The sequence below is a fragment of the Desulfovibrio sp. genome (genome assembly GCF_019422935.1).
GTDB lineage: Bacteria > Desulfobacterota > Desulfovibrionia > Desulfovibrionales > Desulfovibrionaceae > Desulfovibrio.
This window is the reverse complement of record NZ_JAHZCJ010000002.1, coordinates 442990-467031: the sequence shown is the minus strand read 5'-3', so window position 1 is coordinate 467031 and position 24042 is coordinate 442990. Positions and strand designations below refer to the sequence as shown.

20 protein-coding genes and 1 tRNA gene are annotated in these 24042 nt (G+C 58.6%); 14 read left to right on the top strand and 7 right to left on the bottom strand.

From position 1 onward, the window contains the following. Positions 1–18 precede the first annotated feature (18 nt). Together QZ383_RS05150 and QZ383_RS05145 are read left to right on the top strand one after the other, a co-directional pair. Positions 19–858 (top strand): amidohydrolase family protein, encoded by an 840-nt coding sequence (locus QZ383_RS05150; protein WP_291443593.1) that lies wholly within the window; start codon positions 19–21, stop codon positions 856–858. 281 nt (positions 859–1139) lie between these two features. Continuing rightward, positions 1140–1886: a sulfite exporter TauE/SafE family protein gene (locus QZ383_RS05145; protein WP_291443592.1), complete on the top strand. Its 747-nt coding sequence runs from the start codon at positions 1140–1142 to the stop codon at positions 1884–1886. 24 nt (positions 1887–1910) lie between these two features. Here the strand turns inward: QZ383_RS05145 and QZ383_RS05140 are convergent, their stop codons facing one another. Continuing rightward, positions 1911–2588 carry a response regulator gene (locus QZ383_RS05140; protein ID WP_291443591.1) on the bottom strand — a complete coding sequence of 226 codons (678 nt, stop codon included), beginning with the start codon at positions 2586–2588 and terminating at the stop codon, positions 1911–1913. Next, the gene (gene dcuS, locus QZ383_RS05135; protein ID WP_291443589.1) at positions 2585–4219 is read right to left on the bottom strand and encodes a DcuS/MalK family sensor histidine kinase; all 1635 of its coding nucleotides are present in this window, start codon (positions 4217–4219) and stop codon (positions 2585–2587) included. The genes QZ383_RS05140 and dcuS overlap by 4 nt, the downstream gene beginning before the upstream one ends. 410 nt (positions 4220–4629) lie before the next feature. Here dcuS and QZ383_RS05130 point away from each other — a divergent pair, with 410 nt between their 5' ends. Beyond that, complete coding sequence (locus tag QZ383_RS05130; RefSeq protein ID WP_291443588.1) at positions 4630–6144, top strand: outer membrane homotrimeric porin; 1515 nt, start codon at positions 4630–4632, stop codon at positions 6142–6144. A gap of 98 nt (positions 6145–6242) precedes the next feature. Here QZ383_RS05130 and QZ383_RS05125 read toward each other — a convergent pair whose 3' ends face one another. After that, a complete protein-coding gene (locus tag QZ383_RS05125) occupies positions 6243–7487 on the bottom strand; it encodes an MFS transporter (protein WP_291443586.1) in 1245 nt (414 codons plus the stop codon). 236 nt (positions 7488–7723) lie between these two features. On the opposite strand from QZ383_RS05125, the gene QZ383_RS05120 reads away from it, so the two are divergent. The 3 genes from QZ383_RS05120 to QZ383_RS05110 all read left to right on the top strand — a co-directional run bounded on the left by QZ383_RS05120 (position 7724) and on the right by QZ383_RS05110 (position 11926). Further along, a complete protein-coding gene (locus tag QZ383_RS05120) occupies positions 7724–10105 on the top strand; it encodes a DUF2157 domain-containing protein (protein WP_291443584.1) in 2382 nt (793 codons plus the stop codon). Beyond that, positions 10098–10724 (top strand): GDYXXLXY domain-containing protein, encoded by a 627-nt coding sequence (locus QZ383_RS05115; RefSeq protein WP_291443583.1) that lies wholly within the window; start codon positions 10098–10100, stop codon positions 10722–10724. The genes QZ383_RS05120 and QZ383_RS05115 overlap by 8 nt, the downstream gene beginning before the upstream one ends. A gap of 203 nt (positions 10725–10927) precedes the next feature. Continuing rightward, on the top strand, positions 10928–11926 hold the full coding sequence (locus QZ383_RS05110; RefSeq protein WP_291443581.1) for a hypothetical protein: 999 nt from the start codon (positions 10928–10930) through the stop codon (positions 11924–11926). Between the two features lie 78 nt (positions 11927–12004). Here the strand turns inward: QZ383_RS05110 and QZ383_RS05105 are convergent. Then, positions 12005–12081: transfer RNA gene (locus QZ383_RS05105), tRNA-Met, on the bottom strand. Between the two features lie 412 nt (positions 12082–12493). Here QZ383_RS05105 and QZ383_RS05100 point away from each other — a divergent pair. The 8 genes from QZ383_RS05100 (at position 12494) to QZ383_RS05065 (ending at position 19533) form a co-directional block, all read left to right on the top strand. Continuing rightward, entirely contained in the window at positions 12494–13531 is a 1038-nt protein-coding gene (locus tag QZ383_RS05100; RefSeq protein WP_291443579.1) for a hemolysin family protein, read from the top strand. A 512-nt stretch (positions 13532–14043) separates the two neighbouring features. After that, the gene (locus QZ383_RS05095; RefSeq protein WP_192113476.1) at positions 14044–14457 is read left to right on the top strand and encodes a cytochrome c maturation protein CcmE; all 414 of its coding nucleotides are present in this window, start codon (positions 14044–14046) and stop codon (positions 14455–14457) included. Between the two features lie 223 nt (positions 14458–14680). Beyond that, positions 14681–16597: a cytochrome c biogenesis protein CcsA gene (gene ccsA, locus QZ383_RS05090; RefSeq protein WP_291443577.1), complete on the top strand. Its 1917-nt coding sequence runs from the start codon at positions 14681–14683 to the stop codon at positions 16595–16597. Between the two features lie 15 nt (positions 16598–16612). Then, positions 16613–17320 (top strand): ABC transporter ATP-binding protein, encoded by a 708-nt coding sequence (locus QZ383_RS05085; RefSeq protein WP_291443575.1) that lies wholly within the window; start codon positions 16613–16615, stop codon positions 17318–17320. Further along, on the top strand, positions 17308–17985 hold the full coding sequence (locus tag QZ383_RS05080; protein WP_291443573.1) for a heme exporter protein CcmB: 678 nt from the start codon (positions 17308–17310) through the stop codon (positions 17983–17985). The genes QZ383_RS05085 and QZ383_RS05080 overlap by 13 nt, the downstream gene beginning before the upstream one ends. Continuing rightward, a complete protein-coding gene (gene ccsA / locus QZ383_RS05075; protein WP_291443572.1) occupies positions 17985–18668 on the top strand; it encodes a cytochrome c biogenesis protein CcsA in 684 nt (227 codons plus the stop codon). The genes QZ383_RS05080 and ccsA (QZ383_RS05075) overlap by 1 nt, the downstream gene beginning before the upstream one ends. Before the next feature lie 45 nt (positions 18669–18713). Beyond that, positions 18714–18851, top strand: coding sequence for a CcmD family protein (locus QZ383_RS05070; protein ID WP_022659954.1), 138 nt, complete (start codon positions 18714–18716; stop codon positions 18849–18851). Next, positions 18844–19533 carry a hypothetical protein gene (locus tag QZ383_RS05065; protein WP_291443570.1) on the top strand — a complete coding sequence of 230 codons (690 nt, stop codon included), beginning with the start codon at positions 18844–18846 and terminating at the stop codon, positions 19531–19533. The genes QZ383_RS05070 and QZ383_RS05065 overlap by 8 nt, the downstream gene beginning before the upstream one ends. Positions 19534–19686: 153 nt before the next feature. Here the strand turns inward: QZ383_RS05065 and QZ383_RS05060 are convergent, their stop codons facing one another. The 3 genes from QZ383_RS05060 to icd all read right to left on the bottom strand — a co-directional run bounded on the left by QZ383_RS05060 (position 19687) and on the right by icd (position 24036). Then, positions 19687–21978 carry a hydratase gene (locus QZ383_RS05060; RefSeq protein WP_291443568.1) on the bottom strand — a complete coding sequence of 764 codons (2292 nt, stop codon included), beginning with the start codon at positions 21976–21978 and terminating at the stop codon, positions 19687–19689. Between the two features lie 43 nt (positions 21979–22021). Next, complete coding sequence (locus QZ383_RS05055; protein ID WP_291443567.1) at positions 22022–22699, bottom strand: LysE family translocator; 678 nt, start codon at positions 22697–22699, stop codon at positions 22022–22024. A 194-nt stretch (positions 22700–22893) separates the two neighbouring features. Continuing rightward, positions 22894–24036, bottom strand: coding sequence for an NADP-dependent isocitrate dehydrogenase (icd, locus tag QZ383_RS05050; RefSeq protein WP_291443565.1), 1143 nt, complete (start codon positions 24034–24036; stop codon positions 22894–22896). Between the last annotated feature and the right edge of the window lie 6 nt (positions 24037–24042).

Below are 24042 nucleotides of genomic sequence, written 5' to 3'. Positions count from 1 at the left end.
GTTCAGGAGAACTGCACAATGAATACCATTGATTTTCGTTTTCGTCCCAATACGCCGGAGATCATCAACGGCATCAAGAACAGCTCCATGTTCAAGGCTGCCTGCAAGGCCATTGGTTTTGATGCCCGCAAGTCGCAGCCTCTTGAAGAAATTGTGGCCGACCTTGATCGGCTTGGCGTAGACCTTGGCGTCATCACAGGCCGCGACTGCGAAACGACCTACGGTTTCCCGGCCAATAACGGCAGTGTGCTTGAATTCTGCCGGGCCTATCCCAACAAGTTTGTGGGCTTCTGGGGCATTGACCCGCACAAGAAAATGGCGGCGGTGCGCGAGATTGAACAGGTTGTGGCTGAATACGGCATGAAGGGTATTGCCATCGACCCTTATCTTGCCCATATCCCTGCCTCTGAAGCCAGGTTCTACCCCCTGTACTCAAAGTGCTGCGAGCTGAACATCCCCGTGTTCATCACCATGGCCCCGCCGCCGCAGGTGCCCGGGGCCATTCTGGAATACGCCGACCCCCGCGATGTGGACAAGGTTGCCCGCGACTTCCCCGAGCTTACGCTCATCATGAGCCACGGCGCATATCCCTACGTGAACGAGGCCGTGTACACCTGCCTTCGCAATGCCAACGTGTACATGGATATTTCGGAATACGAGCGCGCCCCCATGGTTGACGTGTACGTGCGCGCCATGAACGACCTCATTCCCGACAAGGTGCTTTTTGCCAGCGCCCATCCCTTTGTGGAGCTTGCTGACGCCCTTGATGCCTATACCCACTTTGACCTCACTGAAGAAACCCGGCGCAAAGTCATGTATGAAAATGCCCGCCGTGTGCTGGGGCTGGATCGGGCGTAACAACCTGATCCTTTGATAACTTTGGAGTCTGGCCGCTGCTGCGGCAGTTTTGCTGTGCAGGTTGGTTGGCACGTGGAGGGCTGACCGCCTGGCGTGCTGCCAGACCCCATTTGGAGAAACCCTCTCCTCCTGCCGGGGGCCGGGCTAATGCCAGCCCGCCCCCGTTCTCAGCCCGGCTTGGGCGTGTGCTGCGTCACGCCGGGCCGGGCTGTTATTGGGCCAGACTGATACTGGTCGGACAGGCTTCGCGTTATTGTCCGGCGTCTGTTATGGGAGCCTTTATGCTTGCGGCGCTTGCGGTTTCGTCATTGCTGGTGGGCGCGCTTATTGGCGCAACAGGGGTGGGCGGCGTGCTGCTGATCCCGGCCATCATGTTTTTCGGCGGGCTTGGCACGCATGAGGCCATGGCAACGGCACTGTTCAGCTTTCTGTTTGCGGGCATTGTGGCAACGGCGAGCTATCAGCGCTACGGCACCATTGACTGGCGGGTTACCCTGCCCGTAGTGGCGGGCAGCTTTTTGTCGGGTTATGCGGGGGCGTATGTGGGGGCGTATGTTCCGGCGCGCGGGCTTAATATTTTGTTGGCCTGCCTGATAATCTTTTCCAGCCTGTATTCCATGCTTCCTGTGCGCAAGGGCACGGGTATGGCACAGCGGCTCAGCCCCAGGGGCAATACGGCGCTGCTCTTTGGCATTGGCATTTTTACGGGTTTTTTGTGCGGCATGACGGGGGCTGGCGGGGGCATCATTTCCGTGCCGGTCATGCTGCTGTTCAGCTACGCGCCCTTGCAGTGCATTGCCACAAGCCAGGTTTTGCAGATGGTAATTTCTGTTTCCGGCTCTGCAAGCAACATGAGCAACGGCTTCATTTCCTATTCCACGGTCTGGTGGGTCACGGCCTGCGAGCTTGTGGGCATAGCCGTGGGCGCGCACATTGCCCACCGTGTGCCAGTGAGCCTGCTCAAGCGCATGGTCAGCGGGCTTTGCATGGCCATAGGTCTGTTCATCGCATGGCGGGCGCTTGGTTAGGCCAACCGCCGGTACGTCTGCACTTCAGCCTTTCCAGTGATATCTGGTCACGGGCCTGCCGTGACCGCCGTAGTCTTTTTCACTGCCCAGGCGGTCTGCCGCCGCAAGGTAGTCGAAATATTTTTTCAACGATATGCGCGAAATGCCCGTCAGCGGCTCAATATCCTTGAGGCTGAACGGGCCGGAACAGCCTTGCAGCACCTGTATGATGTTTTGCAGGGTGGTGGCGTCTATGCCCTTTGGAGTATCTGCCGGAGGCTGGCCAGATTTTTTAATAAAGATGCGCTTGTCCAGCATCTCTTGTGTGATGGGCACCTCGGGCGATGTGAGTAGCTGGCGTTTTTCGCGCAGTTGCTCAAGGGCGGTGCGGAACCTCTCAACCGTGAAGGGCTTGACGATGTAATCTGCAACGCCCATGCGCAGGGCATTGAGAATGTCGTCGCTGTTCTGCGCGGCGGTTATCATGATGACGTCTGTATTGAAAAAACTGGTCTTGATGATGCGCAACAGTTCCATACCGGTCATGCCGGGCATGAACATGTCGAGCAGCACCAGATCAATCTCTCCAGCGCGCAGCAGTTCCAGCGCGGCCTCGCCAGAGCTGGCCCTGCCTTCAAGGCAAAAGCCCTCTATTCCCTCAAGATACATTGCCGCCAAATCTGCCACCATGGGGTCGTCTTCAACGATGAGCACGCGGATCATTCCTGTTCTCCTTGCGCCAGCGCAGCCACAGGAACACGCACGGTAAAGACCGTGCCGTGCCCCGGTTTTGCGTCGATTTCCACAGAGCCGTCCATTTCTTCCAGCGTAAGCAGCAGCATGTAAAGCCCGATGCCCCTGTTTGACCCCTTGGTGGAAAAGCCCTTGGTGAAGATTTTTTCCAGATGTTCATCGGAAATGCCGCGTCCGGTGTCGGACACGCTGATAACAAGCTCGTCAGCCCCGCCCGTTTGAGCCGGGATATTTTTGATAGTCAGGGTGATCCTTTTTTCTACAGCGTAGATGGTGGCTTCAAAGGCATTGTCAATGAGGTTGCCCACCACTGTGACCAAGGCGTGCGATCCCTTGGGCGAAAGCGGGGGGATCACGCCGCGCCCCTCAATCACCAGCGTCACGCCCATTTCATGGGCGCGGCTGTATTTGCTCTCCAGAAAGCCCGCAACAATGGGATCCTTGACCAAGGCGGCAATGGCGGAGGTTTCCAGTTTTTTGCTGCCTATGATCTGCTCGAGGTAGGCATCAAGCTCCGCGTGGCGGCCATTGCGCAGCAGGCCGGAAATGACGTGCAGCTTGTTGAGGTATTCGTGCGAGCGCGAGCGCAGCGCTTCAACATAATTGCTGAGGCCGGTAAGGCGCTCGGCCTGGGCGCGCACGTCCGTCATGTCGCGGAAGGTAGCCACTGCGCCGATTATTTCTCCCTGCACCAGAATGGGCACGCGGTTGGTCAGCACCACGCTGTTGTTGATATTTTGCTCCTGGTCGTATTCCGGCTTGCCCTCCCTGACCACGGCATCTAGACGGGTGCCGGGGATGGCGCTCTGCACTGGCTGGCCCTCCAGCGGGCCGAAAACGCCCGCCGAGCGCAGGATTTTTTCGGCCATTTCGTTGACGAGCACCAGAGTGCCGTCTCTGTTCACGGCTATAATGCCCTCGCGGGTGGTGCGCAGTATGGCGTTGCGTTCTTCAAGCAGCCGGGCGATCTGGTGCGGTTCCAGCCCGAAAAGAATTTTTTTGATGGTGCGCGAAAGCAGCACCGCCAGCACGATGCCGATAACCAGCGAGAGTGCCAGCAGCCAGCCCAGAGGCCCGGTCAGGCGCGCCACGCCAGCCTCGATATCGCTGGACAAAATCCCTGCGGAAGCCGCGCCCAGCTGATTGCCCTGCGCGTCAAAAATGGGCCGGAACGCCCGCAGCGAAAATCCGAATGTGCCGCGCGCCGATGAAAGGTAGGACTGCCCTTCAAGGGCCTTGCCTTCGTCACCGCCCATGAAGTGCTGACCGATTTTTGCAGAGTCGGGGTGAAAAAGGCGAATACCCTGCATATCAATCAGCACGATAAATTTTACGTCCGAAGCCCGGGTGAGCGTTTCAAGAAAGGCGGTCATCTGCCTGTACGCCTCGGGCTGGCGGGTGCGCATGGCCTCCACCACCAGTGGCGATTCCGCCGCAAGCTGCGCCACGCTCGAAACGGTGTTTTCCGCATCTTCGTAGCCGTACTTGCTGATAAAGTAGGAGCCAGCCAGGTGCCCGAGCAGCATGGGCGGGCAGAGCGCAAGGCTGACCATGACCACAAGCTTGACGAACAGGCTGGAATTTCTGATGGCGTGCAGCATGGCAAACCGATGAGGGCGGTCATGCTGGCGGGCAGACCGGATTGTGGCGGCGGCCCGTGGAGGGCTCCGCCTGTGAGTGTGCGGCACAGTTGCGGCAGGCGTAGGCTTGCCCGCCATACTATCATATCAGGTGAGTTGTGGTGCCGCAAATGGCGGTAAGCGCGCAGAAAGTGGGTGTTTCCACCAGATTTGGCGGTGCTGCCGCAGATGACAACATTTTGCAAAATATCCACAGAAACCGCACGGCTCTAGCACGCCAGGCCTATACGTTCCACGGCCAAGTAAAAAATAGTGTGGAAAAATATCACCTGCGGAGTTAGGAATGGCGACCCCCCTATGTGTGCGGATTTTGGAATGCTGTTGATTTGGTCATTGAGTTACTGAACCAGGAAACGAAGAGGGAGCCGGGGATGAAAAAAATTGCAGTGTTACTTTTAGTGGCCGGGATGTTGTGCGCAGTGCCCGGGGGAGCAAGCGCCATTGATTTTTCGGCCAAGGGCCGCTGGGCTTATAATTTCAGCTACGGCCAGCACGGCAATTTTACCGAGGGCGGGAACAAAACGGGCTACAGCACAGGTGAAGACGAATTTGAAGCCGCCCAGCAGGTTCGCCTGCAACTGGACGCCAAGGCTTCTGAAAATCTTTCCGGCACGGTGCATTTTGAGCTTGGCGGCTACAATCGCGGCATGATGCAATACTGGGGCGCCAGCAACAGCGGCGGCTCGCTGGGCGCGGACGGCAACTGGGTCAAGGTCAAGAACGCTTTTCTCGACTGGACAGTGCCGCAGACTGCCCTCAAGGTGCGCATGGGTATTCAGCCCATGCAGCTGCCCGACTACATCAACAACAGCCAGGTGCTGGCCGATGACGCGGCGGGCATCACCGCCTCCTACGCCTTTAATGAAAACGTGGGCGTGACCGCCTTCTGGGCGCGCCTCTTCAACGACAATACCACTGATGCAACCAACCGCAGCCCCGGCTACATGGACAACATGGATGCCGTGGGCCTGACCCTGCCCCTGACGTTTGACGGCGTAAACCTCACGCCTTGGGGCATGTATATGGGCATTGGCCCGGCCATCAACTACAACAACGTCAAAAATTCCCAGATCACCAGCTACACCAGCGTAGCCTCTGCCGGTGGCCCCAAGGCCGGTCTGCTGCCCCTGTACGGCGGCTTCCACAAGAGCAAGCTCAGTGAATACGGCAATGCCATGTGGATGGGCCTGCCCGGTCAGGTGACGTTGTTTGATCCTTTCCGCGTGTCGTGGGATGTTGTTTACGGCTCCGTGCAGTATGACGATGCCGCCATGAACCGCGCTGGCTGGCTGGCCTTCCTGCTGCTCGAATACAAGCTGGACTGGAGCACCCCTGGTCTCTACGGCTGGTATACTTCGGGCGATGACGACAACCTGGGCAACGGCTCCGAGCGCATGCCCAACATCCACCCCAACAACCCCAATGATTTTTCGGAATTCGCCTTCCATGGCGACCCCATTGTGGGCCGCGACAGCATCGTGGGCAAATCCATGACAGGCACCTGGGGCATTGGCGCGCGGCTCAAGGATATGAGCTTTATCGACAACCTCAGCCATACCTTCCGCATCAACTACATGGGCGGCACCAACGATCCGGCGATCCTGAAAAAGATCAAAAACGCCAATGGAAGCTGGATGGCCCCCAACGACGGCACTGTTCCCGGGCGCGAGGGTCTGTACCTGACCCGCAACGACAGCCTTGTGGAATTTGGCCTGAGCACCAAGTACAAGATGTACGACAACTTCACCATCTATGTGGAAACCAACTATGACGCGCTCTTCCTCGACAAGAGCGCCTCTGTGTGGGGCAACAGCAAGATGAACGGCAAGAGCGACCGCAGCGCCGATGCCTGGAATACAGCAGTAACCTTTGTGTATCAGTTCTAGGCCGATTGCGGTCAGCACCTGACGCACCGCAAAAATAAAGCGCCCATGATTTCATGGGCGCTTTCGCTTTTATCGGGGCGTGCAGACGGTGGTGCTGCTCACTCGGCGGCGGCGCGGCCTCGGCTCATAAGCAGAACAGGTACTATGCCCAGCGCGGCGACCGCTGCCATGAGCAGATAGACGGCCTCCATGCTCCACATGGAGGCAATGCCGCCAAACAGCACTGGCGTCAGCATGTTGATTATGCCGCGCCCGAAGGAATTGAGCGAAAAAATGGCGTCGTAGACGGTTGCGCCGCGTACCGGCTCCGTAATGATGGTCTGTATGACGGGCACGGTCCCCTTGGTCACAATGCCGATGGCCAGGGATATAATCACCGTCAGTATGAGATTGCTTGACTGGAGCAGAGCGCAAAGCAGCAGGGCAAGGATAATGCCTGCGATAACAAATATTTTTCGGGTGCCGAAAATATCTATCAGGCGTCCGCAGGCCATCTTGCCCACAAAGGAACCGAGGGAGAAGCCAAGAGCGAACGATCCGATGGTTTTGGTGTCTATGCCTTTTGCCACCAGCAGCAGGGGCAGAAAAGTAAAAATTCTGTCGTTGCTGAAGGCATTGAGCATGCTGGCAAGCATGGCCAGAAAGACATCCCGGTTTTTCAGTATGCTGAACCCGGCAAAAGGATTGCGCCTCGGGCGCGCGGGAGGGTTGGCCTCAGCGCCGGGCACTGGATCGGAAGCGGATTTGCCCGGTTGCGTACCGGCGTCTGCCGCTGGGGATTTTTTTACGGCAGTGTAAAAGAGCCACAGGGCGGCGCACAGGGCCAGCACGCCATAGACCAGGCAGACTGCCCGCCAGCCCGGCATGGTTCCCACAGAGTAGGCCGCAGCAAAGGCGGCAAAAGACACCAGCGGGATACGCCCCACATCGCCAATGGCGGTAAAGTCGCTCATGACCCGGCCAAGGCTCTGCCTTTCAGTATTGGCCGTGATGTAGGAAAAAGAAATGTTATGAAATGCGGCAAAGCCCGCCATTGCCAGCACAAAGCACGCCCCGGCGGTGATCATGCTGCCCGCAAAAGCCGCGCCCAGATAGCCAAGCCCGGCCAGATCTATAAGCAAGGCCACAGAGCCGTAAAAGCCGAACCGGCGCGAAAACAGGCCCGTGCCAAGGCCTACAGCAGTGCTCAGGGCCGCGCCCAGAGATACCACAAGGCCCACATCCGTTTCTCCACTGCCAAGGGCCAGTGCCATGAATGCCAGCACAACCGGAACGGAATCGAAAAGGCCGTCAATCAGGATGTGGTACAGATTCAGCATGATAAAGCGAGCGCGGGGTATCATGGGCAAGCTATACCGTTATGCCTGATACGCGTCCAGTTACCCTGCATGGGGCAGAGTGTGCAAAAAAACTCCCCAGGACGGCCGTTTGGGGGCGCAGGCGGCGGTATAGCTGTGTATCTATATATAATTACAGAGATATATTCATGTTCTCCGCCAGAAGGTGTTTTGTTATGCTGGCGTTACGCTGATAACCGCCATTGATTTTTATGCCCCTGCGCACTGTTAGGAAGCTGCCCATGACCGAAATTGAAAATTCTGAACCTTCTGCAACGCCCAGTCATGCGCCAAATATTGCGCCAGACCTCGCCCCCGGTGGCGGAGTGTTGCCGCCGCTGACCAAGACTGCGCTCAACACCCTGTGCGATGCCGGGGTAATCAGCACTGTAGCATGGCAGCGGGCCGTGGAGTTTTGCGGCTTCAGGCCGGACGGCAAGGCTTGGCTCGCCTACTGGCGGCAGATGTTTTTGCTGGGCGGGGCGCTGTTTTTTCTGGCGGGCGTGATCTGCTTCATTGCCTGGAACTGGGGAGCCATGACGCCCTTTGCGCGCATGGCGCTCACGGGTGCGCTAGTGGCCGGGAGCGGCCTTGGGGCTGTGTTGCTGGGGCCGGATACGCGGCTGGGGCAGGTTTTGCTGCTGGCCTGCGGCATTGCCATGGGGCCGGTGCTGGCGGTGTTTGGGCAGACCTACCAGACAGGGGCCGAGCTGTGGGAGCTGTTCAGGGTATGGACGGCGTTGCTGGTGCTGCTTGCGCTGGCGGGCAGGCAGGCCGGGCTGTGGTTTGCCGCGTGGATTTCGGCCAATATTTTTGCGGCGCTCTGGCTTGGGCGCAGCCTTTCATCGCCTCTTGATGCCTTGGGGCAGTTTTTTATGGTGCCGGAGTGGCTTGTTGCCATTGCCTGCGCCATTGCGTGCTGGGAGTGGATGGCCCGCAGGGCGGCAACCAGACTGCAAGAGAATCTGGATGATGGCCCAGATAATGCCCCAGGCCAGAGCAGAGGCCAGAATGAAAGCCAAAGTAAAAACAAGGCCCATGCGCAGGCGTGGCTCTGCTCGCGCTGGATGCCCAGACTGCTCTTTTTTGACATGGTTTCCCGCACCACGTTTTTTCTGATCGCCACCATTTTTGACCTGTATTTCAGGGATGGGCAGATGCTCTGGCTTTCGCCCAATTTTGTTGTAGGTTTTGCCTTGGTCACGGCGGCTCTTTCGTGGTGGTGGTATCGCACCCGGCAACCCGACCTTTTCATGCTTGCGACCCTTCTGGCAGCGGGCGCGGCAGTGCTGCTTTCCGCTCTGGCGGAAGCGGAGCTGTTTTTCAGCGCCGGAAGCATGGCAACCTTTTTGCTGTGGGGTTTGCTTGTCACGGGCGTGACTGCGGGGCTGGCAAAGATACTCCTGCACCTGCAACGCAGCATGATGACGTCCCCCCGGCAGGAGGCCGAAACCGTGGCCTTTTTTCCTTCGCTCTTTGGCCGTACCGCTGCCGGGAACCACTGGCAAACGCTGTGGGCGCACTTGCAGGCGGGCGATTTTGTGCCGCTCAATCAGCCCTTGCCTGACGCATTGGGCAGGCTGGGGGCGCAACCCTCCCCTTGGTATGTCAGGGGCATGCTGGCCTTTGGCGGATGGGTGGCGGCGGTTTTCTTCATCGCCTTTTTTGGATTTTTGCTTTTTGAGAGTCTGGGGATCAGCTCCAATGAGGAACTGACCGTTTTTGCGGCATCTGTGCCGGTGCTGCTTATGGGGCGGGTGCTGCTGGCAAGGCAGCAGTTGTTTGCCCGATACTTTGGCTTTGTCTTGGTGATTGCCGGAACTGTCGGGCTTGCCATTGCCCTGTGCGCCAGCATCAGGCCCGAAGGTTTGGCCTGTTTTGCGCTGGCGGGGGTGCTTTTGGCACTCGGTATCCTCATGGGCAATAGTGGCTATGCAATGCTTGCGGCGGTCGTGATCGGCAACTCAGTGGCGCTGGGAATTGCATTCTCTTACGGGTATGCGCGCAATGGTTTTGCCGCCTCCGAAATAGGCGGCGCGGTGGAGCTGCTTTCGCTGTGGTGGGCGTTGGTTTGCGCGGGGCTGGCCTGCTATTGCCTGCGTGAACACAGGTGGCGCGGCACGGCGCGCTGCAAAGTGGCGGAAGGGTGGTTTTACGGCTTTTATGCTTCTGTGCTGATTTTTGAGATGTTCACCCTTGCCCCGGCGTACAGCCTCGCCAGCGATATGGGTTTGCCCAGTCTGGCTACGGGATATTGGGGGCTTGCCCCGGCTCTGGCTGTGGCCGCGCTGGCATTCTGGCTAGGCAAAGGCGCGGGCAGGCCCGCCCGGCTGCTCACAATGGCGGGCATGCCCCTTGTGTTTGCGGTGTCGTGGTATCTGCCGGGGGCGGGGCTTGCCCTTTTGGGGCTTACGCTGGCAAGGCGGATGGGCAGCGCGGTGATGCAGGGCTTTGTGCTGGCGTATCTCTTCGCCTACATGGTTTTTTATTACTACAGTCTGGCTGTGCCGTTTTCGCAAAAGTCCATCTATCTGATGGCAACAGGCCTTGGCTTGCTGACGCTGGCCCTGATTTTGCGGCTGTGGCAGGCAAAAACAGCGGCGCGGGAGGCAGACCATGCGTAAGCTCTATATTCTTGCGGTGCTGGTTTTGTTTTTGGGCGGCTATGGCCTTTCCGTATACCGCATGGAAACCGTGCTGGCGGAGGGCAAAACAATCCTGCTGGCCCTTGCCCCGGTTGACCCGCGCGCGCCGCTCATGGGCGACTACATGGCCCTGCGTTATGTGGTGAACAACGATATTCGCAAGGCCCTTGCGCGGCGGGCCGCACAGAGCGCGGGCCAAAAGGCTGCTCAAATGAATGCGGAAAACGGGGCATCAGAGGCCGGAGCTTCGGACAGGGCGATAAACGGCGGAGGCACGGATGGCAGTGCCAGTTCCCCCACGGCGAGCGCAAACAGCCGCAATACACATGATGAAAGCAGGAACGCGGAAGGCTTTGCCGTGCTGCGCATTACCAAAGATCCAGTGCCGCACACGGCATCATTTGTGCGGCTGGATGATGGAAGCCCCCTGCAAGCCGATGAATTTCTGCTGGCCTACAGGCTGCGCGGCTACGAAGTTCTCACCGCCGCCACGGCCTTCTTTTTTCAGGAAGGGACAGCCCATCAGTATACAGGCGCTAAGTTTGGTGTGTTTAAGCTCGCGCCAGACGGCAAGACCCTGCTTGTGGGGCTGAGGTGATGGGTAGGGGAAGATATTGGGGCTGACCCGAGTTAAATACAAAAAGGTTAATCAAATTTGCGAGATGAGCGGTTTTCTGTATGGCAAGCGCGTCGCTTGTCTTCATTTTGCAATTGGTCTGTAGGGTATTACTGGTTTGGATAATAGTGGAGTATCCTGACAAATTGTATAGGAAATAACCTCGGTGCGGTCTAGGAGTAGCCATGCAAAACCAAACGGAACTTAACAATCATTCAATTGAAACTTGGCGATGGAATGTGAATCCAACATGGACAAGCTTTTCTGCCATGATTCAAGATGGAACAATGTATTATATTTCAGATACACAATTTGAGAAAAATAAATTATCAAAATCGTGTCTTTATTTCGGAATTACAGCTGTAGAATCGTTTTTGAATCAAGAAATTCGTGATAGTATGAAAGAGAATGGAGCGTCAGATAATGAGATACTAGAAACTGTTTGTGGTGGTAAGAGAAGAAAAAAATGGTTGGAAAGTTCTCCAATTGGGAGCATATATAGAGATGATATTTATAAAAAATTTATATATTATAAAGAAATAAGGAATGAAGTTACACATCCAACGCGCAAGGATCAATTGATAAATGACTATATTGAAGTTATTGATACTAATGAGGTAATAGATGTAGTGAAATATATACTTGTAAAGACTTGTGAAAACCAGAATAAAGAATTTCAATATTGGATGTTTGGCTGGAATTACATTGGCTATAACTTTAATGACTATGAATTATATTTATCGAATAATTTGAATGGATTTTTTCATTCTTTGATGCGTATGCGTCTACTTGGACTTGAGATTAACTATCAAATGGATTTCTCAAAGCGTCATATGACTGGCTATAGTTCATTTTTGAACCTCCAAGAAAAGCTAAGTAGCTATCCGTTTGATATCGAGGCAGTTGATCCAGGGGTGAGTCGCCCGCGACTTACAAGAAAATGGTGGGATAGAAAGGTATTGAAGGTTGATAGTGGGGAGACATTTAAAGATGATCCAGAGAGGCCAGGGTGGAAATTAGGCTGGGCAATAATTAGTAAATATACTACGGAATGTACTGAATTTTTTGATTCCAAACACAAAGCTGAATATGTTTGCAACCAGCGCGGAAAAAATTATGAGGTAAAATTTGCAACACATAACTGGAACGGCCATGAGGTAAGGCTGATTAACATTCCAGACTGAGTCGTTCCTGGATGGAGATTCGTGTGATGACAAATAAAAAAGCCCTTACGGCTCGTCTCCGTAAGGGCTTGTATTATCTGGTTGCGGGGGCAGGATTTGAACCTACGACCTTCGGGTTATGAGCCCGACGAGCTACCGAGCTGCTCCACCCCGCGACACGTGCAGCGTTTCTCGCTGCGAGAACAGATATCTAAGCGCTTGGCCTCTGACTGTCAAGGAAATTTATAAATTTTTTTGAAAGAGCGTAATTTAAAAATGATTGTCAGGGCCTGAAACCCTTTGTTTGCGCAGTGATATTGCCTTTTACTTCTCAAAAATATTTTTGTTTTGAGTCGCATTTTTCAGTCAGCATAATCTCATTTGCCAGTTGCCGCAGTAACTGTCGTTCCTTTTTTCCATTCCATTTGCTGAGATTACGCCGGGGCTTGCTGGTCAGCATCCACATCCCCCCTCGCTCAGCGCCCCGGCGATTGCAAACAGGGCCGCGCGGGGCTAAACTTCGGCTGTCAGCGCCGCCTTGCGTTTTGCAGGGCGACCCGCCGCATCAAATCTTTCGGATGTTTCGCCATGCTCACCCTTGTTCTGGCCGTTGTCATTGCTGTTGCCGTTTCCTTTACCTGTTCGTTGCTTGAGACGGTGCTGTATTCCCTTTCGTGGTCAACCATCGAGCGGCTGCGCAAGTCCGGCAGCAAGTCCGGCGAGCTGCTGTACGCCCTGCGCACCCAGGTGGACAAACCCATTGCCGCCATCCTCACGCTCAACACCATTGCCAACACCGCCGGGGCCACGGTGGCGGGCGCGGCCTTTCTGGCCGTGTATGGGCCGGAATACATGTCGATTTTTGCCGTGGGCTTTACGGTGCTGATTCTGACAATGGGCGAAATCCTGCCCAAGAATCTGGGCGTGACCAAGGCGGAGCCGCTCGGCGTAATGCTCGCCCGCCCGCTTGCCATCATGGTCAAGCTCATGTCGCCCCTGCTGTGGGTTACGAGCATGATAACCCGCCTTGTTTCCCCGCCTTCCGCTGGCCCGGTCATTTCCGAGGACGACATCCGCGCCGTAACGAGCCTTTCGCGTCAGGCGGGGCGCATCAAACCTTATGAAGAAGCCTTTATCCGCAACGTGCTGACGCTGGACCAAAAGCGCGTGCGCGAGATCATGACCCCCCGCACGGTGGTTTTTGAGCTGCCGGACGACCTCACCGTGGAGCAGGCCTACACAGACCAGCGCACCTGGCATTTCAGCCGCATACCCGTGTACGGCGACAATAACGAAGACATCGTGGGCGTGGTGGAGCGCCGCACCCTGGGCCGCTGCATAAACGAGGGCCGCAAGGATGTGACCCTCGGCAAGATCATGCGCCCGGCGCACTTTATCCTTGAGAACCAGACGCTTGACGTGCTGCTGCACGATCTGCTCAAGGCCCGCGTGCATCTCTTTATCGTGCTGGATGAATACGGCGGGCTTGCGGGCGTGGTGTCGCTGGAAGACGTGCTGGAAGAAATCCTCGGCAGCGAGATTGTGGACGAAAGCGATAATGTGGATGATCTGCGCGCGCTGGCGCGTCAGCGGCGGCGCGAACTGAGCGTGAGCCGGCAGGGCTGATCTGCTGCCCCTTTGCTGCGCCCGCCTCCGTGCCCTTGCCCGTCTGCCCGGTTTGCAAGCCCGGAGCACAGCAGCTTTCGCGCCATCTGGTGCGGCTTGGGCGGCGTGGAATAATTGTATTATCCCTTGCGGCAGAAATCTTATTGCAGTAGTATGATAAGACGCAGGCCGCATTCTGCCTTGCCTGTGTGCTTATGCGTGCGCTTGTGCGGATGTCGCTCGTGCTTGCCTGTTGATGCAGTCGTGTGCGCCCGCACACAAAGCTTGCAGCAAGTGTGACCGCAATCACAGAACCCGCGCCCCATACTGCGTTATACTTCTATTAAAAATAATTCCTATCTTGTCAGCAGGTGTAAAATAGCGTAAGGTTTTGAGCAATCAGGGCCGGGCGGCCCAGGGCAAAAGCCCCAGCCCGGCAGGTTCGGTCTGCGCGCCCCTGCGGCGCAACAGGCCGAAGGTCATGGCCCCTTTCGGGCAGCACCAAACATGACCCAATGTTTCAGGAGAAACGCATGGCCCGCAAAAAAAACACTGGCATCTACATAGCCGCGCTGCTGCTCTTTTTGGGCGGGGTGGGCTATCTTGCATATTCCGGCTTTTCTGAAAACAGCGTGTATTTTCTGAACGTGTCGGAAGCCAAGGCCGCAACGCCCGAAAAACTCGTGGCTGCGCGGCTTTTTGGTACTGTGGCCGAAGACGGCATTGAGAAGCACCGGGGCGCGCCCGGTGTGGATTTTCGCCTTGAAGACAAGGACAACGCCAGCCAGACCATCCAGATAAGCTACTCCGGCGCGGTGCCGGATACCTTCAAGGCTGGCGCGGAAGTTATTGTTGAAGGCGGCATGGGGCCGGAAGGCCGCTTTCAGGCCAAGACGCTCATGACCAAATGCCCCTCCAAATACCAGAAAGAGAACCGCAATAGCTGAGCCTGCTCAGCGGCATTGCCGTTTGGCGAGTGCGATTGGCCTGACTGGCCCTTCGCTCTGTCAATAGTTGCGGGCCATATGCGGGCCACGGTCGCGGGCTTTCCCTGCAAGATGGCCGGGTTTCTGTTCAGTGCGCAGAGCCGTAATCGGGCACCCGATGCCCAAACGATAGCAACGCCCCGCCCTGCGGCGGGCCGCCCCCTCAGCGGGATAAAGGAGTCTTATGTACGTTTTTGCCTTTGCCCTTCAACTGGTGGCCCTGCTGGCCGCACTTGGCGGCTGTGGTCTGGCCCTTCTGCAACTGTGGCAAAACCGGGAAGACTCCCTCGCCGTGGTGGAAAAAGCCCACCTCGTTATCAGCGGCGCACTCTTGCTGGCCTCGGCACTGCTGCTGCACGCCCTGTTCTGGAACGACTTCAGCGTGGCCTACGTTGCCAGCTATACTGACCGCGTGCTGCCCGTATTTTACCGCCTCACCGCCTTCTGGGCAGGGCAGCCCGGCTCCATGCTCTTCTGGGCGCTGGCAGTGGGCCTGAGCGGCAGCGCCTTTGCTCTCACGCGGGCCTACAGAAACCTCAGCCGCCCAACGCGTCTGTGGTACTGGAGCTTTTTTTACGTCATCATGGGCTTTTTTGCCCTTATCCTCACCAGCTGGAGCAATCCCTTTGTGCTGCAATCGCCTGTTCCGGCAGACGGCAACGGCCTGAACCCCCTGCTCCAGAATCCCGGCATGATCTTTCATCCGCCGCTGCTGTTCCTTGGTTACGGCGGCTTTGCCGTGCCTGCCTGTCTGGCGCTGGCCCAGTGTCTTTCGGGGCAGAGCAGCAGCGAAGGTTCGTGGTTCCGCCTTTCGCGGCCCTTTATCATTCTGGCGTGGCTGTTCCTTACGGCGGGCATCGTGCTCGGCGCATGGTGGGCCTATATGGAACTTGGCTGGGGCGGCTACTGGGCATGGGACCCTGTGGAAAACGCATCTCTGGTGCCCTGGCTTATCGCCACGGCTTCGCTGCATACCCTGATTGTTGAAGACCGCCGGGGCAAGCTTGGGCGCGTCAACGTTGCCATGATGGTGCTCACCACGGTTTCGGCCTTTTTTGCCACCTACCTTGTGCGCAGCGGCGTGATTGATTCCGTCCACGCCTTTGGCGACGGCAGCGTGGGTACGCCCTTAACCATCTTTGTGCTGGGCGGCCTTGTCATTGCCCTGTGGATTCCCTTTGCCTCGCCCAAAACCGGCAAACCCCTTGCCGGGCTTGAAAGCCGCGAAGGCTTCCTGACCCTTGTGGCCTGGGTGCTGCTGGCGCTGGCCGTGATTATTCTGGTTGCCACCATGTGGCCTGTTATCAGCAAGTTGTGGTCTGCCGCGCCGCGCGGCCTTGACGCCCGCTTCTACAACCGCGTGTGCCTGCCCCTCGGCGCGTTGCTGGTGGTGATGATGGCAGCCTGTCCCTGGCTCGGCTGGGGCGGGGGCCTGCGCAACAAGAAGGGCTTTTTTGCCGTGATCGGGGCATTTGTGGCCAGCGCCGGGGTTATCTGGGCGCTGGGCTACCATCAGCCCACGGCCCTGCTGGGCGCTTCCGCCGCTGTGGCTGTCGTGCTTGGGGCCGTCATGCTGCTGGCAGACAAAGCCAACCGCTCGCAGCCTGTCACCATCGGGGCGTTGGGCGCGCACATCGGCATGGCGCTGGTCGCCATCGGCATCTCCTTTTCCGGCCCGTACACCACTGACCGCGAAATGATCCTCGCCAAGGGCGAAAGCAGCACCGTGGGCAGCTATACCGCCACCTTGCTCGAACTGGGCGAGGGCCGCCGCGTTGACCATGAATTCATCGCCGCGCGGCTGGAAATCTTCAAGGACGGCAAATCCATCGGCATAGTCGCGCCGGAGCGCCGCCTGTACGACAAGTTCGGCACCATGCAGTTCTCCGAAGTGGACGTGATCCCCGGCCTTGGCAACGAAATCTACGCCTCCCTGCTGGGGCTGGATGAAAGTTCCAGGGTTGTGGTCAAGGTCAGCGTGGAACCGCTGGTCAACTGGCTGTGGATCGGCGGCACCATCATGTGCCTTGTGCCGCTCGCCGGGCTGCGCCGCCGCAAGAATTCCGCGCCGGAGTCGGACAGCGAGAACAGCGCGGCCTAGCCGCAGGAGGCCCTCTTGCTGGAACTTGTGCGCGTTGCCAAGGTCTATGGCGTCAAGGTCGTCTTTAAAGACGTAAGCTGCGCTCTTGCTGCGGGCAGTGTCTCGCTGCTCGTGGGCGGCAACGGCGCGGGCAAGAGTACCCTCATGCGTATTATGGCAGGGCTTTCCCGCCCAAGCGCAGGCGCTGCCAACGTGGCAGATCAGGCCCGCGTGGGCTATCTGGGGCACGCCACTTTTCTGTATCCCGGCCTCACGGCGATGGAAAATCTGGCCTTCTGGCGCGATGCCTACGGCCTCAAGCTGACGCGTGATGATATCATGGCAGGGCTTGCCCGCGTGGGGCTGGAAGCCCACGCCCATGAACGGGCGGGCGTGTTCTCGCGCGGCATGGCCCAGCGCCTCAATCTGGCGCGGGTGCTCATGCAGGCCCCGGACGTGCTCCTGCTGGACGAACCCGGCACCGGCCTTGATGTCGCTTCGCTGGCCCTGCTGCGGCGAGAGATTCTTGCAGCGCGGCAGCGCGGAGCCTGTGTGGTGCTTATCAGCCACGATCTGGCGGGTGACGCTCCACTGGCCGACAGGCTGCTGGCGCTGGAACACCGCAAGCTGGCTTATGACGGCTCTCCCGCAGGGTTTGGCGGCTTTGCTCCCGTGGAAACACTGGCTGGCGCTGCCGCAGAGGCCTCTGAACGCACTCAGGGAGGCCCCGCATGCTGCGCCTGATGTTTGCCATGGCCCGCAAGGATCTGGCCCTGACGCTGGCACGTGGCAGCGGTCTGGTGCAGGCCTTGCTGCTCGGGCTTTTGCTGCTCTTTGTGTTCAGCCTGTCTCAGGGTATTGGCGAGCGCATGGCTCCGCAGGGCGCTGCGGCTGTGTTCTGGATCAGCTCCGCCTTTTGTCAGGTGCTTATTTTCAACCAGCTCTATGCGCTGGAAGAAGTGAACAATTCCCGTCTCGGGCTTTTGCTCTGCCCCGCCCCGGTGCAGGCCGTATGGCTTGGCAAGGGCTGCGCAGGGCTTGCTTTGCTGGTGCTTGCGCAGGTTATTTTTCTGCCTGCGGCTGTGGTCTTCTTGGGGCAGGAGCTTGGCGGGCCATTGCCCGAGGCTCTGCTGGCCCTTGTGCTGACGGATATCGGCATGTGCGCTCTTGGCTCCCTGCTGGGGGCGCTGGCGCAGGGGCAGGCCGCCCGTGAGTCTTTGCTGAGTATTGTGCTGTTTCCGCTGCTGACGCCGCTTTTGCTGGCGGGTATCAGCGTGGGGGCGCAGGCGCTCGGCGCGCCCAACCCGGATGGCCCGGGGGCGTGGCTCGGCGTTGCCGCCGCCTTTGACGCCGTTTTTCTGGGTGCCGGGCTTTTGCTGTTTGGATACATCTACGCGGGGGACGAGTAATGCCCAAGTGTTCGGCGTTGCCGCAGATTCTGGCCCTGCTGGGGGGCGTTGCCTTTGCCGCCTGTCAGTGGCTTGTGTTTGCCTATGCCCCCGAGGAAGTCACTCTGGGGCTGGCGCAAAAGATATTTTACATCCACCTGCCCATGTCATGGTGGGCGCTGGTGAGTTTTTTTGTGGTGTTTGGCGCTTCTGTGGCCTACCTGTGGCGGCGTAATCCCGCTGCGGACCGGCTGGCCGCTGCCGCCGCAGAAGTGGGCGTGCTGCTGGGCGGCCTTGCGCTGGTTACGGGCATGCTTTGGGCGCGCCGCTCGTGGGGCGTGTGGTGGACGTGGGATCCGCGCCTGACCACAACCCTGATCATGTGGTTCGTGTACGCGGGTTATCTGGTTTTGCGCGGCCTTGATCTGCCGCCGCAGCGTCGCAATACGGTGTGCGCCGTGGTGGGCGTGGTGGCCTTTCTGGATGTGCCGCTGGTCTTTATGTCGGCGCGCATCTGGCGGTCAATCCATCCGGCTGTTTTTGGCAGCAAGGGCGGCGGGCTGGAGCCTGAAATGCGTATTACCGTCATGGCCTGCGTGGCCTGTTTTGGGCTGTTGTGGGCAGCCCTTGTGTGGTTGCGCAAGCGTCAGCTTGATCTGCGCGACCGTCTTGACGCGCTGGCTCAGAATCGGCTGGATGCCTGAAATTTCGCCCCCTAACTGAAATCATTCACTCCACCCGGAGGAACTATGGATACACTGACATGGGTAATCATGGCCAATGCCGCCGTGTGGATTGGCATTGGCTCGTATATGGCTTTTCTGGCGGCTCGCCAGCGTTCACTGGCCGCGCGCCTTGCCCAGATGGAGATGCTCAACCATGACTGATACAAAAAAAGGCAACCTTTCCGCCCGCATACTCATTATCGCGCTGGCTGTTGCGCTGGCTGTGATGCTTGGGGCCTCGCTCAAGGCGCGGTTTCAGAATCCGCATCTGACTGTGGCGGCCCGCCAACAGCAGGGCATGGGCGGGGGCGAAGCTGGCGAAGACGCCCAGACCGTGGGCAAGCTCATGCGTCAGGTGGCGGAAAACCCGCAGGATCTTGGCGCGCTTATTCACCTGATCGAGCATCTTGTGACCGCGCAGAACTGGGATGCGGCAGAAACCTTTGCCCAGCGCGCCGTGACCATGGACGTGAGCAATCCCAAGCCCCTGTATCTGCTTGGCGTTATCCAGCACAATCAGGGCCGCCACAAGGAAGCTGCTGAAGCCCTTGAGCAGGTCGTGAAGATCAAGGATGAGGCCTCCGTGCGCTACAGCCTCGGCGTGCTGTACATCTATTTTCTCGAAGACCCCAAGCGCGGTGCGGAACACCTGCGCGCAGGCCTGACCGATGCCACTGCCAGCGAAGAACTCAAGGCAGCCATCAAGCAGGAGCTGGAAAAAGTTCCCGCTGTAGAAGAAGCCCAGCCTGCCGCAGCCAAGCCCGATGCCAAAGCAGACGCCAAAGCAGACGCCAAGGCAGACAAAAAAGCTGACAAAAAGACAGACAAAAAAGCCGCCAAGTAAGCAGCTCTCTTTCAGCATATTACGTAAAAAGGCCTCTGTGGATTCCCACAGAGGCCTTTTGGTGTTTTGAATGGCCTTGTAGCCACACAAGATAGGAGAATAAAAAATTTAGGGGGAGGGTCTCCTCCCCCGCAAAACACCCCCAACCTTTCCTTAGCTGTTGTAAAAATTGATCAGGCAACCGTCGAGGATGATCTTGCGCTCGTCGCTGGTCAGTTCCTTGAGGGCCAGGCTGATCTGCTGGGCCTGTCCGCCTTCGCTGGCAACGTAGCCGGTGAAGGTGGGGTCGGCGTTCTGCACGGCGCTGCGCACGTTGGGCACCACCAGCCAGTCGCCGATTTTCAGACTGTCGGCCAGCGAGGGATCAACAATAAAGGGCAGCATGCCCCAGTTGATGAGGTTGGAGCGGTAACGCTTGGTGGCGTATTCTACAGCCATATTGGCCCAGCCGCCCAGCACTTTCTGGCAGGAGGCGGCCTGCTCGCGGGCAGAGCCGTCGCCGGGCTTTACGGCAAAGATGGTGGAGCCAAGCCCCACCTGCTTGAGGTCGGCTGCGCCCTGCAATACATCAAGACCGCACACGGCAAAGAGCCCCCGCGCCTTGGCAACCAGCTCCGCATCGGCGGGATTGGCGAGGCGGGCGGCTTCCATGGCATTCACAGCCTTGGCGCGGCCCACATAGCCGGGGTCTTTGCGCGAAAGCGTGTATTCCGCCAGTTTGAGCGGGTTGGAGCGCAGGGACGAGGTTTCGCCGGAGGGGATCAGCTCGTCCGTGGTGGTGACCGGGTCGGTGATTACGCTCACCACCTGCAGGAGCAGATGCTCGGGCAGGGGACTCATGCTCGGCCAGTCGGCAATGTTGGGGCCGCGCACGAGCTGGGCGTCAGGTTCCGCCTTGCCAAAGCCGTTGTACACGCGGCTGTGGTAGATGAGCGGCTCAAAAGTGTAGGAAAGATCAACATTGGCCAGCGCGGGCGCAGACCAGTCAAGCTCGGTCGCCGGGGTAAGGCGACCGCCATTGGCCGCAGTGGCGGCGATGGAGCGGGCGTCCATGAGGGCCACCGTGGAGACCTGCCCGTTGGAAGGCTTGGAGCCTTCGCGGTTGGGGAAGTTGCGGGTGGTGTGGCGGATGGAGAGCGCGCCGTGGGCCGGGGTGTCGCCAGCGCCGAAACAGGGGCCGCAGAAGGCCGTTTTCATCACGGCGCCTGCGAGCATGAGCTTGGCGGTTGCGCCGTTTTTGACGAGCGCAAGACCCTGCGGTTCGCTGGCGGGGTACACTGCCAGATTGAAGGCCTGATTGCCCGTGGATTTGCCGTCCAGAATGGCGGCAGCCAGAGCGATATTTTCAAAATTGCCGCCCGCGCAGCCAGCAATAATGCCCTGATCCACCCACACGCCGCCGTCACGCACCTTGGCGCGCATGTTCAGGCCCTTGGCCGCATCGCCAAACTGGCGCTGGGCTTCGGCTTCCACTTCGGCCAGCAATTCGGCCCCGTGTTTGGCAACTTCGGCCACGGGGTACACGTTGCTGGGGTGGAAGGGCAGGGCGATCATGGGCACAATACGGCTCAGGTCAACCCTGATAAGGCCATCGTAACTGGCCGGGCCTTCAAGACGCAGCTCGGCGTAGTCGCCAGCGCGGCCATGCATGGCCATGTAGTCGCGCACCTTTTCGTCCGTGGTCCAGATGGACGACAGGCAGGTGGTTTCCGTGGTCATGACGTCAATGCCGCAGCGGTATTCCACAGAAAGACCCGCCACGCCGGGGCCCATGAATTCCATGACCTTGTTCTTCACAAAGCCGTTTTTGAACACCGCGCCAATGATGGCAAGGGCCACGTCCTGCGGGCCAACGCCGGGGCGGGGCGCGCCTTCAAGCCACACCACAACCTTTTGCGGGTTGGTCACATCGTAGGTCTTGCCAAGCAACTGCTTGACCAGTTCCGGCCCGCCTTCGCCAATGGCCATGACGCCCAGCGCGCCGTAGCGGGTGTGGCTGTCGGAACCGAGAATCATGCCGCCGCACTTGGTCATCATTTCGCGCACATACTGGTGGATGACCGCCAGATGCGGGGGCACAAAGATGCCGCCGTACTTGCGCGCGGCAGAAAGACCAAAGAGGTGGTCGTCTTCATTGATGGTGCCGCCCACGGCGCACAGGCTGTTGTGACAGTTGGTCAGCGCGTAGGGGACGGGAAATTCCTTGAGGCCGCTGGCGCGGGCCGTCTGCACAATACCCACATAGGTAATGTCGTGCGAGGCCATGGCGTCAAAACGGATGCGAAGCACGTCATCGTCCGTGCCGGTATTATGCGCCGCCAGGATGCGGGCGGAAAGGCTGTTTTTGCGGGCGGCTTCAATGTCCACGCCCTTGGCGCGGGCTTCTTCAGCCATGCTTATGCCGTTGGCGTCAATCACCACAGAACTGTTCACTATTTCGATCATGGCAGACCTTCAGGGGTTTGCGGGTCGCTGGCGCGACGCGGGGTTAGCGAGCTTGCGCCGTGGCCAGTTTGAGGCCAAAGGCTATGAACACAAGGCCAGTGCAGCGCTGCATCCATTTCTGGAAGCGGCTATTCTCAAAGATGTGCCGGATTCGGCCCAACATGTAGGCCAAGGGCACATACCAGAACAGACACAGACCAGACATGATGCTGCCCAGAGTGAGAAACTGCGGGGCAAGCGGTGCGTGGGGATCCATGAACTGGGGGAGGAAAGTCAAAAAAATCAGTACAGCCTTGGGATTCAGCGCATTGGTCAGAAAGCCCTGGCCGAAGAAGTGCAGCCATTGCTGCAAGGTCAGGCGCTGCGTAGATCGGCCTGGATTCGGCTCCTGCACGGTTTTGACCACAGCTGCACTTACAGGCTGGCCAGCACGTTGGCCGGCGCGTATGGCCTGAATGCCCAGCCAGACCAGATAGGCCGCACCCACATATTTGAGGATGCTGAACCATAGAACGGACTGCGCGATGATGGCCGAAATGCCAAGCATGGCCGCAGTGGTGTGCACGCAGATGCCAAGGGCCACGCCCACTGCGGCGGCCTGCCCCTGCGGGCGGCCATTCATAAGCGAAATTTTGGCGATGAGCGCAAAATCCGGCCCCGGCAACATCACCAGAATGGCGGCCATGGGCACAAAGAGCAGCAGAGTATCCAGCGAGATCATGGTGCAGTCCTTCATTCAAGCCAGAGCAGGAGGGAGAAAAGGAGTGCCTTGCGGTTGCGCCCTCAGTCGGTTGACCTCCGGGCAGAGCCGTAAAAACACTCCTTTTCTCCTATTGCTTCTAAAGACATATCAGCGGCAGCCACGCCACACCCAATGCCGTTGCGGGCAGGGTGTCGGGGTCAGCGCGGCGCATGCTACAGATTCGCGCCGATGATGTCGCCGAATTCCACGCAGCCCACAGTGCGCGAACCGGGCACCTGAGCGGCCAGGTCTTCAGTCACGGCCTTGGCGGCAATGGCCTTGCTCACGGCATTGCGGATGCGCTCGGCGGCCTTGGGCACGCCGATGTGTTCAAGCATCAGCGCGCCGCACAAGATGACGCTGCCGGGGTTGGCCTTGTCCTTGCCCGCAATGGTGGGGGCAGTGCCGTGGGTGGCTTCGTAAAAGGCCAGGGTGTCCGACATGTTGACGCCGGGGGCCAGCCCAAGGCCGCCCACCTGCGCCGCCAGCGCGTCAGAGATGTAGTCGCCGTTGAGGTTGGGCGTGGCGAGAATCTGGTACTGCTCGGGGCGCAGTAGGGCCTCCTGAAACATGGCGTCGGCAATGCGGTCTTTGACCACCAGACGGCCAGCCACGGGTTCCTTTTCCGTGCAGGTGAGGTCGCCAAATTCCTGCGCGGCCACATCGTAGCCCCACTGGCGGAAGGCGCCTTCGGTGAACTTCATGATATTGCCCTTGTGCACAAGGGTGAGGCTCTGCTGTTTCTGGTCAAGAGCAAAGCGCAGGGCGCGGCGCACCAGACGCTTGGAGCCAGCCTCGGTCATGGGCTTGATGCCCACGGCGGCGGCATCGCCCACCTTGTTCACGCCCAGTTCTTCACGCAAAAAGGTGATAAGCTTGCGGGCCTCGGGGGTCTCGGCGGCAAATTCCACACCGGCGTAAACGTCTTCGGTATTTTCGCGGAAAATAACCATGTTGACGCGCTCGGGGTGTTTGACGGGAGTTTCAAGCCCTTCAAAGTGACGCACCGGGCGGATGCAGGCGTAGAGGTCAAGCCCCTGGCGCAGGGCCACGTTGAGGCTGCGGATACCCGTTCCCACGGGGGTGCCGAGGGGGCCCTTCATGGCAAGCTCAGCGCTGCGCAGGGTCTGCATGGTTTCTTCCGGCAGGGGAGAGCCGGTTTCTTTCACGGCTTTGTCGCCCGCCAGCAGTTCTGTCCACTCCAGATTGATGCCGGTATTTTCGGCAGCAAGGGCAGCTTCAATGACAGGGCGCGCGGCCTTCCAGATTTCGGGGCCAATGCCGTCGCCTTCGATCCAGTAGATTCTCTTGTTCATGGAATT

What these genes read in the sequence shown, in the direction of transcription:
- QZ383_RS05060 (WP_291443568.1), bottom strand. Translation starts at nt 21,978, where the DNA reads ATGATCGAAATAGTGAACAGTTCTGTGGTGATTGACGCCAACGGCATA.
- QZ383_RS05065 (WP_291443570.1), top strand. Translation starts at nt 18,844, where the DNA reads ATGACTGATACAAAAAAAGGCAACCTTTCCGCCCGCATACTCATTATC.
- QZ383_RS05145 (WP_291443592.1), top strand. Translation starts at nt 1,140, where the DNA reads ATGCTTGCGGCGCTTGCGGTTTCGTCATTGCTGGTGGGCGCGCTTATT.
- QZ383_RS05095 (WP_192113476.1), top strand. Translation starts at nt 14,044, where the DNA reads ATGGCCCGCAAAAAAAACACTGGCATCTACATAGCCGCGCTGCTGCTC.
- QZ383_RS05110 (WP_291443581.1), top strand. Translation starts at nt 10,928, where the DNA reads ATGCAAAACCAAACGGAACTTAACAATCATTCAATTGAAACTTGGCGA.
- QZ383_RS05070 (WP_022659954.1), top strand. Translation starts at nt 18,714, where the DNA reads ATGGATACACTGACATGGGTAATCATGGCCAATGCCGCCGTGTGGATT.
- QZ383_RS05125 (WP_291443586.1), bottom strand. Translation starts at nt 7,487, where the DNA reads ATGATACCCCGCGCTCGCTTTATCATGCTGAATCTGTACCACATCCTG.
- QZ383_RS05115 (WP_291443583.1), top strand. Translation starts at nt 10,098, where the DNA reads ATGCGTAAGCTCTATATTCTTGCGGTGCTGGTTTTGTTTTTGGGCGGC.
- QZ383_RS05140 (WP_291443591.1), bottom strand. Translation starts at nt 2,588, where the DNA reads ATGATCCGCGTGCTCATCGTTGAAGACGACCCCATGGTGGCAGATTTG.
- dcuS (WP_291443589.1), bottom strand. Translation starts at nt 4,219, where the DNA reads ATGCTGCACGCCATCAGAAATTCCAGCCTGTTCGTCAAGCTTGTGGTC.
- ccsA (WP_291443577.1), top strand. Translation starts at nt 14,681, where the DNA reads ATGTACGTTTTTGCCTTTGCCCTTCAACTGGTGGCCCTGCTGGCCGCA.
- QZ383_RS05130 (WP_291443588.1), top strand. Translation starts at nt 4,630, where the DNA reads ATGAAAAAAATTGCAGTGTTACTTTTAGTGGCCGGGATGTTGTGCGCA.
- QZ383_RS05120 (WP_291443584.1), top strand. Translation starts at nt 7,724, where the DNA reads ATGACCGAAATTGAAAATTCTGAACCTTCTGCAACGCCCAGTCATGCG.
- QZ383_RS05055 (WP_291443567.1), bottom strand. Translation starts at nt 22,699, where the DNA reads ATGATCTCGCTGGATACTCTGCTGCTCTTTGTGCCCATGGCCGCCATT.
- QZ383_RS05150 (WP_291443593.1), top strand. Translation starts at nt 19, where the DNA reads ATGAATACCATTGATTTTCGTTTTCGTCCCAATACGCCGGAGATCATC.
- QZ383_RS05080 (WP_291443573.1), top strand. Translation starts at nt 17,308, where the DNA reads ATGCTGCGCCTGATGTTTGCCATGGCCCGCAAGGATCTGGCCCTGACG.
- ccsA (WP_291443572.1), top strand. Translation starts at nt 17,985, where the DNA reads ATGCCCAAGTGTTCGGCGTTGCCGCAGATTCTGGCCCTGCTGGGGGGC.
- QZ383_RS05100 (WP_291443579.1), top strand. Translation starts at nt 12,494, where the DNA reads ATGCTCACCCTTGTTCTGGCCGTTGTCATTGCTGTTGCCGTTTCCTTT.
- icd (WP_291443565.1), bottom strand. Translation starts at nt 24,036, where the DNA reads ATGAACAAGAGAATCTACTGGATCGAAGGCGACGGCATTGGCCCCGAA.